Source organism: Bathymodiolus platifrons methanotrophic gill symbiont (assembly GCF_002189065.1).
GTDB lineage: Bacteria > Pseudomonadota > Gammaproteobacteria > Methylococcales > Methylomonadaceae > Methyloprofundus.
This window is the reverse complement of record NZ_BDMN01000141.1, coordinates 1-17,653: the sequence shown is the minus strand read 5'-3', so window position 1 is coordinate 17,653 and position 17,653 is coordinate 1. Positions and strand designations below refer to the sequence as shown.

The 17,653-nt window shown below is 40.7% G+C and carries 10 protein-coding genes and 2 pseudogenes; 4 read left to right on the top strand and 8 right to left on the bottom strand.

Features of this window, described 5'->3' with window-relative positions; translation table 11 throughout:
* The first annotated feature begins 313 nt into the window (after window positions 1–313).
* The gene (locus tag CDZ78_RS08910) at window positions 314–661 is read left to right on the top strand and encodes a DUF2956 domain-containing protein (RefSeq protein ID WP_087869707.1); all 348 of its coding nucleotides are present in this window, start codon (window positions 314–316) and stop codon (window positions 659–661) included.
* Window positions 662–671: 10 nt separating this feature from the next.
* On the opposite strand, the pseudogene CDZ78_RS08905 reads toward CDZ78_RS08910, so the two are convergent.
* A pseudogene (locus CDZ78_RS08905) lies at window positions 672–1,016 on the bottom strand (copper resistance protein NlpE N-terminal domain-containing protein); the annotation flags it as partial.
* Between the two features lie 348 nt (window positions 1,017–1,364).
* Here CDZ78_RS08905 and CDZ78_RS08900 point away from each other — a divergent pair.
* Window positions 1,365–1,649 (top strand): copper resistance protein NlpE N-terminal domain-containing protein, encoded by a 285-nt coding sequence (locus CDZ78_RS08900; RefSeq protein ID WP_087869705.1) that lies wholly within the window; start codon window positions 1,365–1,367, stop codon window positions 1,647–1,649.
* A 242-nt stretch (window positions 1,650–1,891) separates the two neighbouring features.
* On the opposite strand, the gene CDZ78_RS08895 is transcribed toward CDZ78_RS08900, so the two are convergent.
* Together CDZ78_RS08895 and CDZ78_RS08890 are read right to left on the bottom strand one after the other, a co-directional pair.
* Entirely contained in the window at window positions 1,892–3,628 is a 1,737-nt protein-coding gene (locus tag CDZ78_RS08895) for a diflavin oxidoreductase (protein WP_087869704.1), read from the bottom strand.
* A 138-nt stretch (window positions 3,629–3,766) separates the two neighbouring features.
* Window positions 3,767–9,232 carry a glutamate synthase-related protein gene (locus CDZ78_RS08890; protein ID WP_087869703.1) on the bottom strand — a complete coding sequence of 1,822 codons (5,466 nt, stop codon included), beginning with the start codon at window positions 9,230–9,232 and terminating at the stop codon, window positions 3,767–3,769.
* 559 nt (window positions 9,233–9,791) lie between these two features.
* Between CDZ78_RS08890 and CDZ78_RS08885 the strand changes: the two genes are divergently transcribed.
* The gene (locus CDZ78_RS08885) at window positions 9,792–12,116 is read left to right on the top strand and encodes a TonB-dependent receptor (RefSeq protein WP_087869702.1); all 2,325 of its coding nucleotides are present in this window, start codon (window positions 9,792–9,794) and stop codon (window positions 12,114–12,116) included.
* Window positions 12,117–12,673: 557 nt separating this feature from the next.
* Here the strand turns inward: CDZ78_RS08885 and CDZ78_RS08880 are convergent.
* The 5 genes and pseudogenes from CDZ78_RS08880 to CDZ78_RS21170 form a co-directional block, all read right to left on the bottom strand.
* Window positions 12,674–13,550 (bottom strand): annotated as a pseudogene (locus CDZ78_RS08880) (NAD(P)-dependent oxidoreductase).
* A gap of 171 nt (window positions 13,551–13,721) precedes the next feature.
* Window positions 13,722–14,045, bottom strand: coding sequence for a YbjQ family protein (locus CDZ78_RS08875; protein WP_087869701.1), 324 nt, complete (start codon window positions 14,043–14,045; stop codon window positions 13,722–13,724).
* A 291-nt stretch (window positions 14,046–14,336) separates the two neighbouring features.
* On the bottom strand, window positions 14,337–15,179 hold the full coding sequence (locus tag CDZ78_RS08870; protein ID WP_087869700.1) for a peptidoglycan DD-metalloendopeptidase family protein: 843 nt from the start codon (window positions 15,177–15,179) through the stop codon (window positions 14,337–14,339).
* Entirely contained in the window at window positions 15,172–16,524 is a 1,353-nt protein-coding gene (gene xseA / locus CDZ78_RS08865) for an exodeoxyribonuclease VII large subunit (RefSeq protein ID WP_087869699.1), read from the bottom strand. Before xseA ends, CDZ78_RS08870 begins: the two co-directional genes overlap by 8 nt.
* Window positions 16,525–16,610: 86 nt before the next feature.
* A complete protein-coding gene (locus CDZ78_RS21170) occupies window positions 16,611–16,874 on the bottom strand; it encodes a hypothetical protein (protein ID WP_140413954.1) in 264 nt (87 codons plus the stop codon).
* A 102-nt stretch (window positions 16,875–16,976) separates the two neighbouring features.
* Here CDZ78_RS21170 and CDZ78_RS24045 point away from each other — a divergent pair, with 102 nt between their 5' ends.
* Window positions 16,977–17,495, top strand: coding sequence for a BrnT family toxin (locus CDZ78_RS24045; protein ID WP_087869698.1), 519 nt, complete (start codon window positions 16,977–16,979; stop codon window positions 17,493–17,495).
* The last annotated feature ends 158 nt before the right edge of the window (window positions 17,496–17,653 follow it).

The following is a 17,653-nucleotide window of genomic DNA, read 5'->3' as shown; positions in this document are numbered from 1 at the left end:
CTGAAGTTTCCCAATAATTATTTATGGTAAAATTGAAACTATGCTACAACTATATGAAAAAAATAGTCTTTTCATTCGTTTCAAATGCTATTGCCTAAGGGGAATTAAGTAGGGGTTTGCTATAAACATGGCAAAACCACCTAAAATAAACCTCGATACACCAGCATTGTGTATTTCAGCTACTCAATAATTGGGAAACTTCAGTTATTTAAGAGCACCTCTCTTTTTTGATTTTCACTTTACAATACAGTAAGCTTTGCTCAGCAATCAAGAGCATCAACTCAGGATGATGTGATAACTAACATTTAATAATATGAGCAGATATACAAAAAAACAACAGACATCCCCTGAAACTCATGATGAGTCAGTAAAACTGGCCAAAGCGATTCAACGACCCGGACAAACAAAAGAACAGACTAAATTAATCGCTCAAGGTATTCAGAAGGGCATAGAACTGTATAAAAAGCAGCAAAAAGAAAGGTCGCGAGAGCTCAGTAAAAAACTTAAAAGAGTGACTGGAAAATTAAACCAGTTAGATGAAAGTACTGAACATGATCAGCAAGAGATGGAAATTATTTATCGCCAAAGTTATCTTGCCTGGATTTTATTATTACTCAGTTGGGGAGGCTTTGCTGCTTATTTTATACTGCCGCAGATTTGATCAGGGCTATTTAACTTGTTTCTGTAATATAAAGACAAGCTTTTTCTGTTGAAACATAGCGGACTAAAGTCCGCTCTACAAGTGTAAGTGCATACTCAGAATTAGTGATGTGCACGTCACGTGAGTTTCTTTTATCGCCTCTGAGTAGTGTATATTTATCTTGATTACCTTTCATGGACGCACCTTCAGAGGTAAGTACGATTAGTGTTCCTTCATCTTTAATACGCAATTTCCGTATACTTGAATCCTTACGTGCTGTTAGGGTAACAATGCCTGATTTGTCATCCCAGATATATTTTCCTTTCTCATAAAACTCTTTGGTTGAGGCCTGTGCATACTGGGTTACCAATAGATAATTCTGTTTATTTTTTTAACTGAAGTTTCCCAATTATTGAGTAGCTGAAATACACAATGCTGGTGTATCGAGGTTTATTTTAGGTGGTTTTGCCATGTTTATAGCAAACCCCTACTTAATTCCCCTTAGGCAATAGCATTTGAAACGAATGAAAAGACTACTTTTTTCATATAGTTGTAGCATAGTTTCAATTTTACCATAAATAATTATTGGGAAACTTCAGTTATTTACTCCCTCCCCTTTAAGTTTCCAGAATCCAACAGAAAATTGTCAGCAACACCCAGTATTAATGGAGTAATACTTCGAATCATTTGCTGCCCTTCTCACACACCATACAAAGCCTAAATAATGAATACATTATCTAACTCCTTAAGACAAAAACTGACGTTGATATTACTCGTTGTTCTGAGTGTTTCCTTTAATCCAGCCGTAGCTAAGTCCTCGGACATGAAAACCATGGCTGATGTTCAAAAAGCACGGGAAATAGCTCGGCTAGGCGTAGATCACTCAAAACATAAAAAGCCCATTGACAAAAGCCAGATATTTCGCGGTGTTTATTATGGTTATCTTCCGTGTCAACACTGTGCAGGCATTAAAATGACTCTGTCCTTAAAAACTGAAGTTTCCCAATAATTATTTATGGTAAAATTGAAACTATGCTACAACTATATGAAAAAAACAGTCTTTTCATTCGTTTCAAATGCTATTGCCTAAGGGGAATTAAGTAGGGGTTTGCTATAAACATGGCAAAACCACCTAAAATAAACCTCGATACACCAGCATTGTGTATTTCAGCTACTCAATAATTGGGAAACTTCAGTAAATAATACAATTCAACAAGTTTAAATTGAAATTTTTTGATTTTTTATAGCTGCTTAGTAAACGTCTCTTACATAGCGCTTATCTTTTTTCATTTGATTAACGTATTCTGTTGCTTGCTCTTCGGATAACTTGCCGTGTTTAGCAATAACATCATGCAGAGCTTTATCAACATCTTTAGCCATACGTAGTGCATCGCCACAGACAAAGAAATAACCACCTTGTTCTAGCAGGGAGAATAATTCCTCGCCTTTTTCACGCATACGATCCTGAACATAAATCTTTTCTTCCTGGTCACGCGAGAAGGCAAGGTCTAGTTTAGACAATACCTTACTTTTTTGCATGGCTTCAATTTCATCCTGGTAGATAAAGTCAGTTGTAGCATTACGATCACCAAAGAATAACCAGTTAATACCCTTAGCATTTCTGAATTCACGTTCTTGCAGAAAAGCACGGAAAGGGGCTATACCGGTCCCCGGGCCGACCATAATCATCGGTAGATCATTGTCTTCTGGAACACGGAAAACTTTGTTGGGGCTAAAGAAACAACGGACCGCTGTCTTATCATCTGCTAAGTCAGCTAGATAAGTCGAACAAACGCCTTTATGTTCACGATTATGACTGTTATAGCGTACGCTACTAATGGTTAAATGTACGGTTTCAGGATGGGCTTTGCCACTAGAAGAGATAGAGTAGGCTCTATGCTGGAGTGGTTTTAGCAAAGCCAGAAACTCAGCCGCTGAGAATTGCATTTCCGGGAATTGCAATAATAAGTCCAGCGTGTCACGTCCCCATAAATAGCTCGATAGTTTATCTTTATCACCTGAGCTTAAACTATTGTTTAACTCTTGACCACCTGAGCGTCTGGCGATTTCATCTAATAAATCTTTGCTCGGTAGTTTGATTTCAAAGTGCTCAGCTAGGGCCTGCGTCAGCGGCATTAACACGCCACTCACAGGTTCATCTTCGTCGCCGCGACAGCCTATTGCTTGAATAATGTCAGTCACTAATTCCGGGCAATTAACAGGGACTACATTCAGTGCATCACCTGCTTCATAGCTTAATTCGGAACCTGCTATAGATATTTCATAGTGACAGATTTCCTTGGATGAATCAGGGCTGCTCAATAAGCGATTAGCCACGAGTTTTCCAGGGAATGGATTTTTACGACCGTATTTTGCAGCGCTACTAGTACTCGTGCTGTCAATTGTTATAGCCGTTGCACCATCAGCCATGAGTGGAATAATATTGCTAATCCAGCTTTCAGCGGCATCATCAAAATCAACGTCACAATCGACACGCTCATAAAGACGCTTGGCACCCAGTTTTTCTAGACGTTGATCCCACTCTATACCTGCCTGGCAGTATAAATCATAACTGGTATCACCTAGAGCAAGTACAGAATACTTCATGTTTGCAAGCTCTATGCTATCGTCTGAACTAATGGTGTCCCATAAAAGTTGTGCGTTATCAGGCATTTCGCCTTCACCGTAGGTGCTGGTGATAATCAATAAGTATTCAAGCTTGGTAAAGCTATCAGCCTCGATTTCATCCATGCCTAAAATGCTGGGGTTTAAACCGTGTGCTTTTGCAACTTGAGCGGCATCATGGGCAACTGACTCAGAATTACCGGTTTGTGAACCGTATAAAATAGTAATAGCGCGAGCATTTGCTGCATCGCCAGAACCTGCACTTTGTAATATGTGGGAGTGCATTCCTGCAAAAAAACCACCTAACCAGGCCTGTTGTGCCTCATTGAAAGGTATATTTTGAGAATTATTCGCTGTTTTCATGGGACTACTCTAAAAAAGGGTCTCGTGTAACTATTGTTTATTCGTTCCTTCATGCATGGAGCGAGAGAGGAAAATATTGTACTGCGCAGAATGAATTTCACTACTAAGGTTCTACCCATTCTGCGGGTACCGCGTCTATCAGGCGGCCTCTTTTGTTTTAATCATATCCTGAATAACTGTTTGACTATTTAATGCTGCCAAATATTCATCGACACTTGGGATGTCAATTAGTGCCTGGGTATTAACGGCAGCCTGTTCAATGATCCAGTTAGTCGAACCAATAGAGTAAATATTTTGTACATCACGCATGGTCAATGCACGCTTGTAGTCATTTAAACGCTTATTTGCCAACAAAGTAGCTAACTGGGTATCATCATAATTAGCATAGGCTTCGCGAGTTTCTTTAACTAAAACATCCTGCAGTTTTCTGGCTTTGGTTGTGATCAACCGCTGCGCAACAACTTCTGTTTGCTGTGCGCTTTGTACTTGTGAGGCAGCAATTTGCGTCGCCTTATTAAGCACGGCAAAACTATTAATCATCTTAAATGCAAGTGGACTATCTGTAGCACCATAATCAGGTGTCTGGCCATCAAATAACACTGAATTGTTAGCATAGGCCTCTTGTACCTGAATAATTTGCTGTTGCGCCTGATAAACGGCTAACTCTTCAATAATTACTTTGCGGTCAACTGTTTTGGCAATAAATTCCGCTGTCTGAGTTTTATATAACCATAGTGGAATGGCAAATTTAAAATACTGACGTTCATTAGCCCAGTTATTTAGTAGCTTTTGTGCGACACTTGATTCAGCATAATCAGCATGTTGCTCTAGCATTGCTAGAATAAATTGCTCATGTGCCCGTGCTGTCTCACTATCTTCACTCAGGCTTCTGATTTCAACTGAAGAGGCATCATATAAGTGTTGTAACTTATCTTCGGGATCATACTGATAGGCATTACCACCAGACATACCGTTACAGAAGCCTTTACCAAATGTACCTATGTTGAGTACTGCGCCGTTAGTCATATATTCACAAGCGAAATCACCGACACCTTCAACTACAGCCATTGCACCTGAATTACGCACAGCAAATCGGTCTCCCGCTTCACCATTAATAAAGGTTTTACCGCCTGTAGCGCCAAACAATGTAAAGTTACCGACTAACACATTTTCTCCGGGAACTTTATGCCCACCGCCCGGTGATTTAACGATAATGGTACCGCCGCAAGATGATTTACCCACACCATCGTTACAGGTGCCGGTATGCTCCATACGCATTCCATCATTATTAAATGCACCATAGCTTTGTCCTGCAGAGCCGTGGGTACGTACAATTAGGGAGTCTGGTGCTAAATAACGACGTTTGTGCTGATTAGTATAAATTTTAGAGTGATCGGCACAAGCGTCGGCACTTAGCTCATAAGATAATAGGCGTTCTATATCAATCGCAGTCTGTCCACCTACCGTTTTATGACGGTTGTTAAGTTTAAATTCAGAACCTTCAACAATAACTTGCTGCTGCTGAGCATTGACGAAGTTTGTTGTGAACTGCTCAAAAATTTTATCATCAATGGAAAAATCTGCTTCCAGGTAAATCGGGTTATCGATATGAATGACATCGACATAATTTAATAGCTTAGCAAAGTCCATTTGACCAATCATGCATTCATGATCCATTAAATGTAACAGGTCAGTTTGACCGCGAATTTCAGCTAGACTCTGGTAACCAAGCGAGGCAAGAATCTCACGTACCTCATGTGCCAGATTCATAAAATACTGGGCTAAAACGCGTGGATCGCCTTTAAACTCTTCATGAATCGTCGTTAAACCTGCCGGACAACGAATATTACAGTTTTTTGCCATAACACAGCGTAGCATCATGAGTGCCGTTGTACCGAACTCAAAAGAATCACCACCGAGTATTGCCGATTTGACGACATCAGAGCCATTCTGGTGCGCAGCGCTACAACGCAATATCACTTTATCACGCAAGCCATTAGCTGAAAGTGCCTGATGTACTTCAGAGATACCAATTTCAGGTGAACGCCCAGTATTTTTCAGGCTAGTTACCGCAGCAGCACCTGTACCGCCTGTATTACCTGCGACGTTGATTACATCGGCACCGGCTTTAGCGACACCAACGGCTATGGTACCGATTCCTTCAGAAGACACTAGTTTAACAACTACTCTGACACGTGCGGCTTTGGCATCGTGAATAAGCTGGCCTAAATCTTCAATAGAATAAGTGTCATGATGCGGAGGAGGGCTGATTAATTCAACCTGTGGGGTTCCACCCCGTGCTGCAGCAATCTCGACAGAGACTTTAGCGGCGGGTAGCTGTCCACCCTCGCCAGGTTTTGCACCCTGAGCAATTTTAATCTCAATTTCTTCGATATTTAAGTCAGCCAGGTAGCCTGCCCAGGCACCAAAACGACCTGAGGCAAACTGTTTGATTTTGCTGGATTTTAAGGTATTAAAGCGACTGGAATGCTCACCACCTTCGCCAGAGTTACTCATGGCGCCGGCAATATTAGTTCCTTGTGCAACCGCCTCATGTGCTTCAGCTAACAAAGCACCGTGACTCATTGCCCCTGTGGCTAAAACAGCGGTTATTTCATGTGCAGGCTGTACATCATTCAGATTAATGGCTGCGCGAGTATTGATGATATTTTTTAGATATTTCGCTGCAACACTGCTGGCATCATTTGTTACTATTTTTATCACAGCACCTGATGTGCTGATAGTCAGCGCATAATTAGCAAAACGTGATTTAAAATGGGTGGCCAGGTTTTCTAAGCGCTGATTAGAGGAATCATTACTTAAACTAAGCTCAAAATGATTATCCAGCTGATTGACGTTCAGACCGCGAATACTGTAATTAATATTACCGTGTAGGTTTTGTTTACCCAGAATGGCGTCAAATTCAGCAGTTTCTTTAGCGCGTGAAATATCAGCTGGATAGCTCATCACATCACGTAAAGCTGCTGGGCGGCTGTCACGTTCCTGCATCAGAGTTTTGCTGAAATTACGGTACGCAGGAGTAACGCCAAAGCTATCAATTTGTTCCGGTGTGCGTTTTTCATAACCGAAATCGAAATAGGCAGTATCGCTGACGGCGGGTGACTTATCCTGATCAATATAAAGGATATCTTCATCCGTCATATTGATATATTCACGCACGGAAGTATTACCAAAAGTGTGCCCGGCACCTTCATTACGCTCTTTAAATAAGCCTAGGAAAGGGATGTCACTTTCTGCATTAACAGACAGGGATTTTTCATGCCATTCAGTTGCACTAGCAGCAATATCAGCAAAACGAACACCGCCAACAGAAGAGTTAATGTTGGGAAAATAGCGTTCTAATATTGGCTCATCGGTATCGATATAATTTGATTCAAAGAATTCTCCACCGATATAGCTTTCTGCTGTACATAAACCAAATTTACCCATGATTTTCATCAGCGATTTTTCGACAGCTTTTTGATAACTATTTAGTGCAGCTTTTTGTTTATCCTGGCCATATTGTGAGATAACCCGGTTATGCACACTTAAAGGACAAATGGCTGATGCACCAAAGCCTAATATCGTTGCAATATCATGAGCACTGACCGCCTGACCTGTTTCATAAACAAGGGATGAATTAAAGCGTAAACCTTCTTTAACCAGGTGCTGATTGGCTGCAGAAATAAGTAGCAGAGCAGGGATGGCGGCATGCTCTTTACTGATGTTCTTATCAGTAAGAATAATGATGCCAGTATTGTTCTTTGCTGCCTGGCCAATTTCATTACAAACATCGGTTAACGCCTGAATAAGATTTTTACCATTCTGTTCTGCATCTTCAGTATCAGGTGTGTACAGAGCATCTATTGTTACTACGCTAACTGTAGTTTGCTGGCGAATTTGTGCTAGCTGTGTACGTTGTAAAATGGGTGAATTGATGACGAGTTGCTTAGTATCGCTCTCAGAAAAATTAGGTTTCGCTCCCAGAGCAACGCGTAAGGTCATGCCATCGCTTTCACGCAATGAATCTAGTGGCGGATTAGTTACCTGAGCAAAGCGTTGACTAAAATAACGAGACATACCGCCCTCAGCACCAGACAGTGCGTTTGGTGCAATGCCGTAACCCATAGCAGATATTTTTTCCAGCCCAGTGCTTAACATTGGATCTAACAGGAATTTGAAGCTTTCCTGGTTTAACGAATAGGCTGTATGTTGTTGGTCAATATTAAATTCGTGCTGATTATCCAGATTAGTTATTGAAATTTCTTTCAGGTCGTTAAGGTGTATCGCACGTGATTTTAATAAAGCGTGATAATCAGTTTCTTTAGCTAGACGCTCCATGACTTGATGGCTATCGTAGGCTTTGCCTGTGCTATGGTCAAAATACAGCATGCCACCAGCCTCAATGCGCCCGCGCTTTAATACATCATTTGACGCAAAATCGATTTGACCGGCTTCGGACATTACGGCCAGATAATCGGTTGTTTCAACAGAACGTAGCGGGCGTAAGCCAAGGCGGTCAAGACGTGCACCGACTCTAATGCCATCATTAAAGATCAGAGCAGCAGGGCCATCATTTTTTTCTTCGTATAGGCTGAAGTATTCCAGCATAGCTCTGACATCAGCTGGAAGTGTTGTGTCATTTTCCCAGGCTGGTGGCATCATCGCTAAAATAGCTGTGACGATGTCTAGTTTGTCTTCATGAATACGACGGGATAATGTCTGGTCTAAACGACTGGAATCCGATTGACCGATAGGGAAAACCAGGTTTTTACCATGCTGTCGAGCAATCGCTTGTTCACTTAAACGATTTTTCTTATCCGTGTTTAATTCACCATTATGTGCCATATAACGGAATGGCTGGGCCATCATCGTTGCCGGGGCAGTGTTGGTTGAAAAGCGAGTATGGAAAAACAGGGTATTAATTTCGTGGTCTTCGTCGTATAAATCTGTAAAGTAAGGAATCACTTCAAAAGAATTTAAGCGGCCTTTATAAACCTGAGTACGTGAACTCATAGACAGTGGATAAAAACCGGCTAGCTCATGGCGCGTAAAGCCTTCTTCTTCGATAGAGAGTAGGGCATCCTGTATATAGCGCTCGAATTCTTCGTGACTGGCATCCTTTAGGGAAGTCTCTGGGCGACCAAAAATAACCTGTTTAATAGGTAGCTGTGCTTTAATGGATGCTTCGTTAAGTACGCTATTATCCACAGGAATATCACGCCATTTAATAACAGGCAAAGCAAATTCTTTTAAATGCTTTTCTACTAATTCCCGCGCTGCAGAGTCGAAATGACTATGATCTTCTGGAAAGAAAAAGTTAGCGACACCGAACCGGCCTAATTCAAGGTCTTGCTGTTCAGTTACTTTGCGGAAAAATTTCAGCGACAGATCAATGTTAACACCGGCGCCATCACCAATTCCTTCAGCACTCATGCCGCCGCGATGCGGAATGGTACACAATGCTTCGTGCGATTTTTGCAGCAAATCATGTGTCTGTTTGCTTTGTTTATGAGTAATAAAGCCTACGCCACAGCTATCCTGTGAAGAGTCGGCGTTATATAACATTTGATCGTTTTTATTTATTGGGGAATTTTTAGTCATTCGTCCAGTCCTAGCAGCATGATATATGGTTTTAACTCTGCAATTTTGTTGATAGGTATTTGTATAAACAGTAAAAGTTGCGCTTGTTTAGTCGCTTAGGAGCGTACACGGAATAAATCAGGCACCTAGTGCAGGATTTTTATTCATATTCAAGGTATAGGGACAGCTACGAACTGTTTCTTCAATGCAGAAGACAGATAACAATGTCTTCAGTTGCCGAGGTGTGTTCCGCATGTTCCCGGATTATTACTGGGGGTGATTATCCCTGCAATGTTTATCAAAGTGACCTAATAAAACCATTTGTTAGTAAAGATTTCTGTTAGTGAAACTTTTCAATATTAACATGAAAATTTCATATTGTCATTTACCCGATAAGGTGAAACGATGAAAAATGAATTTTCCATAAGTAAGGTAAGATTATGAAATACTTTGACTTCATTTTACGGGGTGCAGACAGCATATCACCTCGCGAAATATAAAAGGAAAAAGTCCTATGTTTTTTGCGCTGGTAAACCATTACAATTCTGTTATTTGAAAAACTCTATAACTATAAGAACAGATGAATTTCAGAATCGTACATTATGGCGTTATGTTGTTTTGCATAACTACCACGGCACAGGCTGAAGAGCAACAGATAGAAGAACAGACAGAAGTGGAGCAGCCTATAGAACTGGAGGCACTCAGCATCGTCAATGCGACACCTTTTGGTGCGGGCATTGAGATGGATAAAGTGATTACTAATGTGCAGGTTATGACAGCTGAGGATATGGCCAAGTCACAAAGTATTTCGATTGCTGATTATATGAATCAGTATATGGGCAGTGTCTCGGTTAATGATGCCCAAAATAACCCTATGCAGCCTGATATTCAGTATCGTGGATTTACCATTTCGCCATTAATGGGGTTGCCGCAAGGTTTATCTGTCTATACTAATGGTATACGCTTTAATGAGCCTTTTGGTGACTCGGTACATTGGGATCTAATTCCTAAAGGGGCGATTGATAGCATGAGTTTGCAAGGAGGCTCTAATCCTGCTTATGGTTTAAATAGTCTCGGCGGTGCGATTGCGATTAAAACTAAAACGGGTTTTACAGCACCTGAGCATAGCCTGACTCTAAGTGGTGGCTCCTGGGCCAGGCATAATGAGGAGCTAACCAGTGGCTGGAATAATGACAAGTTCGCCTATTTTCTAGATTTGCAGTATTTTCATGAGGATGGCTGGCGTGACCATTCTGAAAGTGGGGTGTTTAATGGCCTGGGTACTTTAAGCTGGCGAACAGATGATGGACAATTAAATTTAACGCTAGCAGGTGCTAATAGTAGCTTAATCGGCAATGGTGCGATTCCGGTTGAGCTAGAAGCAATAGACCGGAAGGCTGTTTTTACTCATCCGGACAAAACCAGTAACCATTTTTTCTTGTCTGCTTTAGATGGAAATTTATGGCTGAATGATGCGACTGAGTTGGCAGGTAATATGTATTATCGTAGCAATCGTATTGATTCACTCAATGGCGATGGCAGTGAGTTTGAAGAATGTGAAAATATGCCGGTTTTTTTGTGTGAGGAGGGGGAAGATGAAATTGTTGAGGACGTCTATGGTAACCCTGTGCAGGCAACAGATGAAGTTGAAGGCGGAACACTAAATACCTCAGAAACAGATCAGTGGTCATTTGGTCTGGCATTTCAATCTGCTTTTAATCAAAGTCTTTGGGGTCATGATAATCAGTTTGTTATTGGTACTAGTTATGATCTGAGTCAGATTGCTTACAGTGCAGATACTGAATTGGGTTCCCTGACAGATGAGCGGGGAGTGAATGGCTCTGGCATTCTGGTTGATGAATCTCGTGTTCGCCTGGACACCACGAATCATTCATTTGGCTTGTTTTTTACTGAAGTGTTTAATGTCACTGACAAGTTAGCGGTCAATGTTGTCGGGCGCTATAACCATGTGGAAATTGATATGCAGGATGGGTACGGTACCAGTTTGACTGGAAAGCATAAATTTGACCGGTTTAATCCAGCTGCAGGGCTAACTTATGCTTTTATGCCAGAACTAAATTTTTACGGGGGGTATAGTGAGTCTTCCCGGGTGCCAACACCGATGGAGTTAAGTTGCGCTGACCCTGATGACCCTTGTAAATTACCAAATGCTTTTATTGCTGATCCGCCACTAGATCAGGTAGTGGCAAAGTCGTGGGAAGTCGGTTTTAGAGGTAATTTTTCTAATATTCTGGAGGGGCGGGTTAAATGGAATCTTGGCTACTTTAATACGGTTAATCATGATGATATTATTTTTCAAAGTGCGGGTACGGCTAATAGTGCTGGCTATTTTGATAATGTCGGACGTACTCAAAGGCAGGGTGTCGAGCTAGGGCTTAGCAGTTCATTTTTTGATCGCTGGCGTATGGCGTTGAACTATTCTTATATTAACGCTGTTTTCCTGACGGCTTATACGGCGCATAGTCCCAGTAACCCTCATGAAGACGAAAGTGGTGATATTCAGGTAGAAAGTGGTAGTCATATACCGGGTATACCTCAGCATATTGTAAAATTTTCTTCTGATGTAGATATAGTAGCAAGCTGGACTTTTGGTTTTAATGTTTTATTTAATGCTGAACAGTTCTTGCGTGGTGATGAAGCTAACTTAGATACGCCGCTGGGTTCTTTTGCAGTAGTTAATTTAAAGACAGAGTATCGCTTTAATAAACACTGTACAATTTTTGGTCGCCTGGATAATCTGTTTAATAATAAATACAATAACTTTGGTATGTACGGAGAAACTGGTGATGTGCTGGAAGGGATAGGCGTTGCTGATAAGGATACCCGATTTGTTGGAGTAAGTGCACCAAGGGCTGGCTGGGTCGGGGTTAAATTGAGTCTATAGCTAGGTCTTGTTGGAGTAATAGTAACAGGCAGACATAAAAAAACCCGCATAAGCGGGTTTTTAGTATAGTAAGGCTTTATTATTTTTATTTTTAAATGCAATCTATTCCATTTTAAACTTATTTATTATTTTTATTTGTTAAGTTTATCTTACCTCGATTTCCCTATTTTTCTTTACTTAAATCCCTCAAGTGGGACAAAGTATATATCAATAATTTATTGAGTGTCTATCAAAAAAAATGATATTTTAAGTGGAAATGGTTTCGTGTCGAAAACATTTTTAAAAAACAAAGGTTTAAATTTTTTGGGGTATCTATTTTATAGGGGTTGACTGGCATTAGCTGCCTGTCTGAGCTACAGTAAGGAGCGAGAATTCAATAATACCCGAAACTAAGTGTAGCCCGTATGGAGCTTGCGGAATACGGGAACGTGAGTATGTTGCTTCTACTTAAACCTTAGATTTTATGTTGTCATCCCCGCATGCTGATAGCGGGGATCCATGCTCAAGATAGATTCCTGCTAAAACATGCAGGATGACGAGATGTTTCAGGTGGCTATCTATTTTTTATCGTTATAGAGTTTGATTAAAGTAGCAGGGTCATGCTCTAAAAAACCATGACTACCATGTAGTTGCATTAGCTGTGCAGCAAGAGTGCTGACATCGGTGTGGCAGTTGACTGGGTGCTGGCTAAATCAGTAGCCATGTTAAGATCTTTTAATAGCGTTTTTACACGCCACTTTACCGGGGTGAAATTACTATTTGCCATTTCAGGGGCAATAATTTGCAAGGGTTTGGAGTCGGCAAAACCACCCGCGAGAGCATCGGCTATTTTACTGGAATCTACTCCTGATTTTTCTGCTAATGCAATCATTTCAGCAATTACCAGCACATTGCAGCTAACAATCATTTGGTTGCAGACCTTGGTTACCTGGCCGCTGCCCACGGCCCCCATATGAGTTAGTTGACTATACAGTGGCTTTAATACATCACGAGCAATTTGTACGGACTTTTCACTACCACCTGCCATAATGGCAAGGGAACCATTTGTCGCGCCAGCAACACCGCCAGAGACAGGAGCATCTACCCAGTCCATGGTGCAGTTATCTTGCAATAGTTGCGCTAGTTCTCGAGTTTTTTCCGGGTGTGTGCTGGAGAGATCAATCAATAACTTATCTTTACTGCCATGCACTAAAATATGTTCATTAACAATTTTTTCTACGATAGCTGTGTCGGCAAGACAGAGCAGGATAATATCTGATTTAGCCATTAAATCAGCGATGCTTGTACAGTGAACGGCTCCTGCAGTGATAACAGCCCCCCCAGTTTTTCAGTACTTCGATTCCAGATATTAACAGTATATCCAGCAGCCAGTAAACGAAGTGTCATTGGCTGTCCCATAAGACCAATACCGATAAACCCTAAAGACTTATTCATGATAAATACTTAATGTAATTGAAAGAGAGGTTTTATGTAAATGGGCTATTGTTCGCTCTAGTACCGATTAACATTACATGGGCAGGTCGAGTTAGCTTTTTGAGTATAGCGAAAAAACGTAACCCGACATTTCAACTTAGGTGATATTCTTTGATAGAAATCACCTTAAGCCTAATCTTGAGTTTTTAGTTTTACGGCTGTGCCATAAGCTAGCATTTCAGAAGCATTGGCCATAATGGCACTAGTAGTAAAGCGCACATTAATAATAGCATCCGCATCGCGTTTTTTTGCCTCATCAACCATTCTTTCAATGGCAACATCTCTGGCATCAGCAAGCATTTCAGTGTAGCCGGAAATCTCACCACCGATAATACCTTTTAAGCCAGCCATAAGGTCACGGCCTACATGTTTTGATTGCACGACATTACCCGCAACAATGCCAAGGTTTTCGCTAATTGTTTTGCCGGGGATGTCGGGAGTAGTTGAAAATTGCATGTGATGTTCCTTTGTTGAATGTAAAAAATATCCGGGTTATGTAGAGTGCTCAGTTATATTTAAACTAAAACATCAGTATGTTACAAAACCCGTCATTCCCGAAGTTTTTTATCGGGAATCTATACTAAACGAGATTCCTGCTAAAAGCTTGCAGGAATGACAGAGAATGGCTGAGAGTAGTGGGTAATCAAAAAGAATTAACCACGAAAGGCACGAATGACACGAAAGTTTTTTAGGCTTTTGCAGTTTTTTCGTGTATTTAGTGTGTTTCGCGGTTTGTTTTCTATTGATTTATTGTGCTTTTTCCTCTTTTGACTCTGATAGTTCAGGCACAAACAGGGCAGGGTCTACTTTGGTTTTGTTTAGATAAACATTCCAGTGTAAATGTGGGCCAGTCACTCTACCTGTTTCGCCAACTTCACCTAGTTTGGTACCTTGCTCGACTATCTGTCCCGCTTTTACAGTTATTTTAGACATATGGAAGTAACCTGTGACTAGGCCCTGTCCATGATCTAAAAATACAGTATTACCATTGTAATAATAACTCCCCGTATTAATGACAAGACCCGGGGCTGGTGCGCTAATAGTGGTTCCAGTAGGTGCGGCTATATCAAGGCCACTATGTGGGTTTTTAGGCTGATTATTAAAAAAGCGCTTGAGACCGAATGGGCTACTTAACCGTCCTATAACCGGCAAACTAAATAATAACTCTTCAACGGGTTGTTCAGTCCAGGTGTTCAGTGCCTTGTTAATAGCAGGTCGTTCGCTGCCGATACGTTTAAGATCATCAGGGTTAGGGTTGACCATGCGCTTGTTTTTGATGGTAATATATTGCGCAGGGTAGTCTTTGTCAACAATTTCAAAATTATACTCAGTCGTAGTGTTGTCAGATTTTACCAATATGCTGTGTACACCAGCTTTGCTTTTAAGCGGGATGCCAATGACTGCGATCCAGTTACGGTTATTTTCAATAATTAAGACACGTTTATCCTGAAAAAAGACTTCAGGTGCCGGTGTTTCTATTGACCCTAGTTCAATGTTAACAATACCACCAGGAACTGCCAGCTGTCGGGGGAATGTGTTACTCAGTGCAATGTGTGGCAGTAACAATAATATTAGTAATATTTTATTCATGGTCGATTTCCTGTATCTGACTTGTAATAGTGCCTGTTGCCAGGCGTGTTTTAATGTTTTGCCCGACGCTTAGATGTTGCGTTGTAGTAATTAGCCTGTGTTGCTCATCAGTGGTAAAAGTATAACCACGATGCAGTGTCGCAAGAGGGCTGACGATATTTAGTGTTTGACTTAGATAAGATAATTTTTGCTGGCTTTCATGCAACTTAGTCTTAATGTTAGTGTCAAGCCGTTCGTTTAGAGATTTGAATTCACTTTTAAGGCGCTGGACAGTATGTGCCGGATTAAATTGCCATAGCTGTGCATGTTGTGCTGTAAGCTTTGCATACGCCTGATTAAGTCGGTTTTGTATATTATTGCTCAGACGTAACTCTAATTCATCGAGTCGTAGTGACTTGATTTGTAATTGTTTACCCGGATGTTGCTGGTGCAGATTTTTAGCTAACCAGTCTAAGTGTTGAGTCGTCTGTTGTATTTTATTTCTTATTAACTGGTTTAAGCGTTGCTCATAAGCTTGAAACTGTCCTAACCATTGATTTCCATCCGGAGTGCTATGTTCTGCTGCGGCTGTAGGGGTGGCGGCACGTAGATCGGCAACATAATCAGCAATGGTGGTATCTGTTTCATGACCTATGCCACTAATAATGGGAATACGGCTTTTGTAAATAGCATTAGCAACCATTTCTTCATTAAATGCCCATAAGTCTTCCAGTGAACCGCCGCCACGAGCCAGAATCAGGACATCACATTCTTTACGTTGATTGGCCGTTATGATCGCTTGATTAATTTCATATTTAGCCTCGTCACCTTGAACCATAACAGGGTAAATAATAACCGGAATACTCGGGAAGCGGCGGGCAAGTACGGATAAAATATCACGTATAGCGGCACCCGATGCAGAGGTGATAATGCCTATGCTTCTGGGGATTAGTGGTAATTGTTTTTTGTGTTCAGGAGAAAATAGACCTTTAGCATCAAGCTTGGCTTTAAGTTGCTCAAAGGCTCGGCGTAGTGCGCCATCTCCTATTTCCTGCATCTGGTTAACAATTAATTGATAATCTCCCCGTGCTTCATACAGGCTAACATTTGCACTTGCCTGAATTTGCAGGCCATTTTCAGGCACAAACTTAAGTTTCTGAGCCTGACTTCTAAATAAGGCGCAGCGTACTTGAGCACGATCATCTTTTAATGAAAAATACAGATGCCCGGATGCCGGGCGGCTTAAGTTAGAAATCTCACCAATAACCTGTATGGAAAAAAAGTTTTGTTCCAGCAGCGATTTAACATTGCGGTTTAATTGAGAGACACTATAAGTTATAGTCTTGGAGCTAGTAAAAGAATCCATTTTATTTATTATTAGACAGGGTGGTAAAAAGATTCTTTGAGCGAAGTATTGATGTTATTGCAGGGTGACTATTCATAGCCTTTCTGTTAGCTTCCCCACCATTCAGGAAGGGAGGTAGAGGCAGGTCGGATAAAGTTCTGAATGCTTGCATTATGGGTATGATGGAAACCTGAATCAGGTAAATAAATAATTAAACAAATCACGCAGTATTGTAAAATATTCTTCAATATCTGTATATAGTTCAGCACGGCTGAGGCCGGCCAGTTTCCTTTATCCTGAAAAAAATGACACACTCTATGTTGCCTGGTTTTTTTAGTAATACTTAAATTATTGAGACAGACACAGCACATAACAAACGCAATAAACTCGGACGTTTTGTCGTGGTTATTGCAGGTGTTAGCATTTTTTAACAAATATATGGGTAAATAGCCATATATTTGTTATTATGATTTATGAGTAAATCAAACTTTGAATGGGATGAAGCAAAAAATATTGAAAACCGACGAAAGCATGGTGTTTCCTTTAACGAGGCTCAATTTGCATTTATGGATGAAAAGCGTGTAATTGCTAAAGGTTTGGCGCATAGTCAAAAGGAAGAGCGTTATTATTGTTTCGGTCTAAATCAAGATAAAACAGGCATTCTTACTGTTCGTTTTACTTATCGTACTGGATGTATCCGAATTTTTGGTGCTGGTTATTGGCGAAAAGGAAAAAAACTTATGAGCAAACAAATTCTATATAGTGATGAACCCATTGGTGAGTTTAAATTAGTAACAGATTTTTTACCCTCACCTTCAGAGTTAGCGTTAAAAAACAAAAATACCAAAATTACTATTTCTCTTAGTTCTGAGAGTCTTTCTTATTTTAAAGATGTTGCTGAGAAACATCACATGCAGTACCAAAAAATAATTAGGCAGTTACTTGATGAGTATGTGGAAAATCAAAAGAAAATGTCAAAAAAATCTAGCTGATCGTTAGCTGCGAAGGTTTTTTTCCAAAGGTCATTTTTTCTTAAAGTTCAGGGCTTTATCAGAGTTCATTGAACTCTGCCAACGGTCGCGGATAGGGACTTACTATTGTTATACTGAAGTTTCCCAATAATTATTTATGGTAAAATTGAAACTATGCT

Coding starts and splice junctions, on each gene's coding strand:
- CDZ78_RS08885 (WP_087869702.1), top strand. CDS start 9,792: ATGAATTTCAGAATCGTACATTATGGCGTTATGTTGTTTTGCATAACT.
- CDZ78_RS08895 (WP_087869704.1), bottom strand. CDS start 3,628: ATGAAAACAGCGAATAATTCTCAAAATATACCTTTCAATGAGGCACAA.
- CDZ78_RS08875 (WP_087869701.1), bottom strand. CDS start 14,045: ATGCAATTTTCAACTACTCCCGACATCCCCGGCAAAACAATTAGCGAA.
- CDZ78_RS08910 (WP_087869707.1), top strand. CDS start 314: ATGAGCAGATATACAAAAAAACAACAGACATCCCCTGAAACTCATGAT.
- CDZ78_RS24045 (WP_087869698.1), top strand. CDS start 16,977: ATGAGTAAATCAAACTTTGAATGGGATGAAGCAAAAAATATTGAAAAC.
- CDZ78_RS21170 (WP_140413954.1), bottom strand. CDS start 16,874: ATGTGCTGTGTCTGTCTCAATAATTTAAGTATTACTAAAAAAACCAGG.
- CDZ78_RS08890 (WP_087869703.1), bottom strand. CDS start 9,232: ATGACTAAAAATTCCCCAATAAATAAAAACGATCAAATGTTATATAAC.
- CDZ78_RS08870 (WP_087869700.1), bottom strand. CDS start 15,179: ATGAATAAAATATTACTAATATTATTGTTACTGCCACACATTGCACTG.
- CDZ78_RS08900 (WP_087869705.1), top strand. CDS start 1,365: ATGAATACATTATCTAACTCCTTAAGACAAAAACTGACGTTGATATTA.
- xseA (WP_087869699.1), bottom strand. CDS start 16,524: ATGGATTCTTTTACTAGCTCCAAGACTATAACTTATAGTGTCTCTCAA.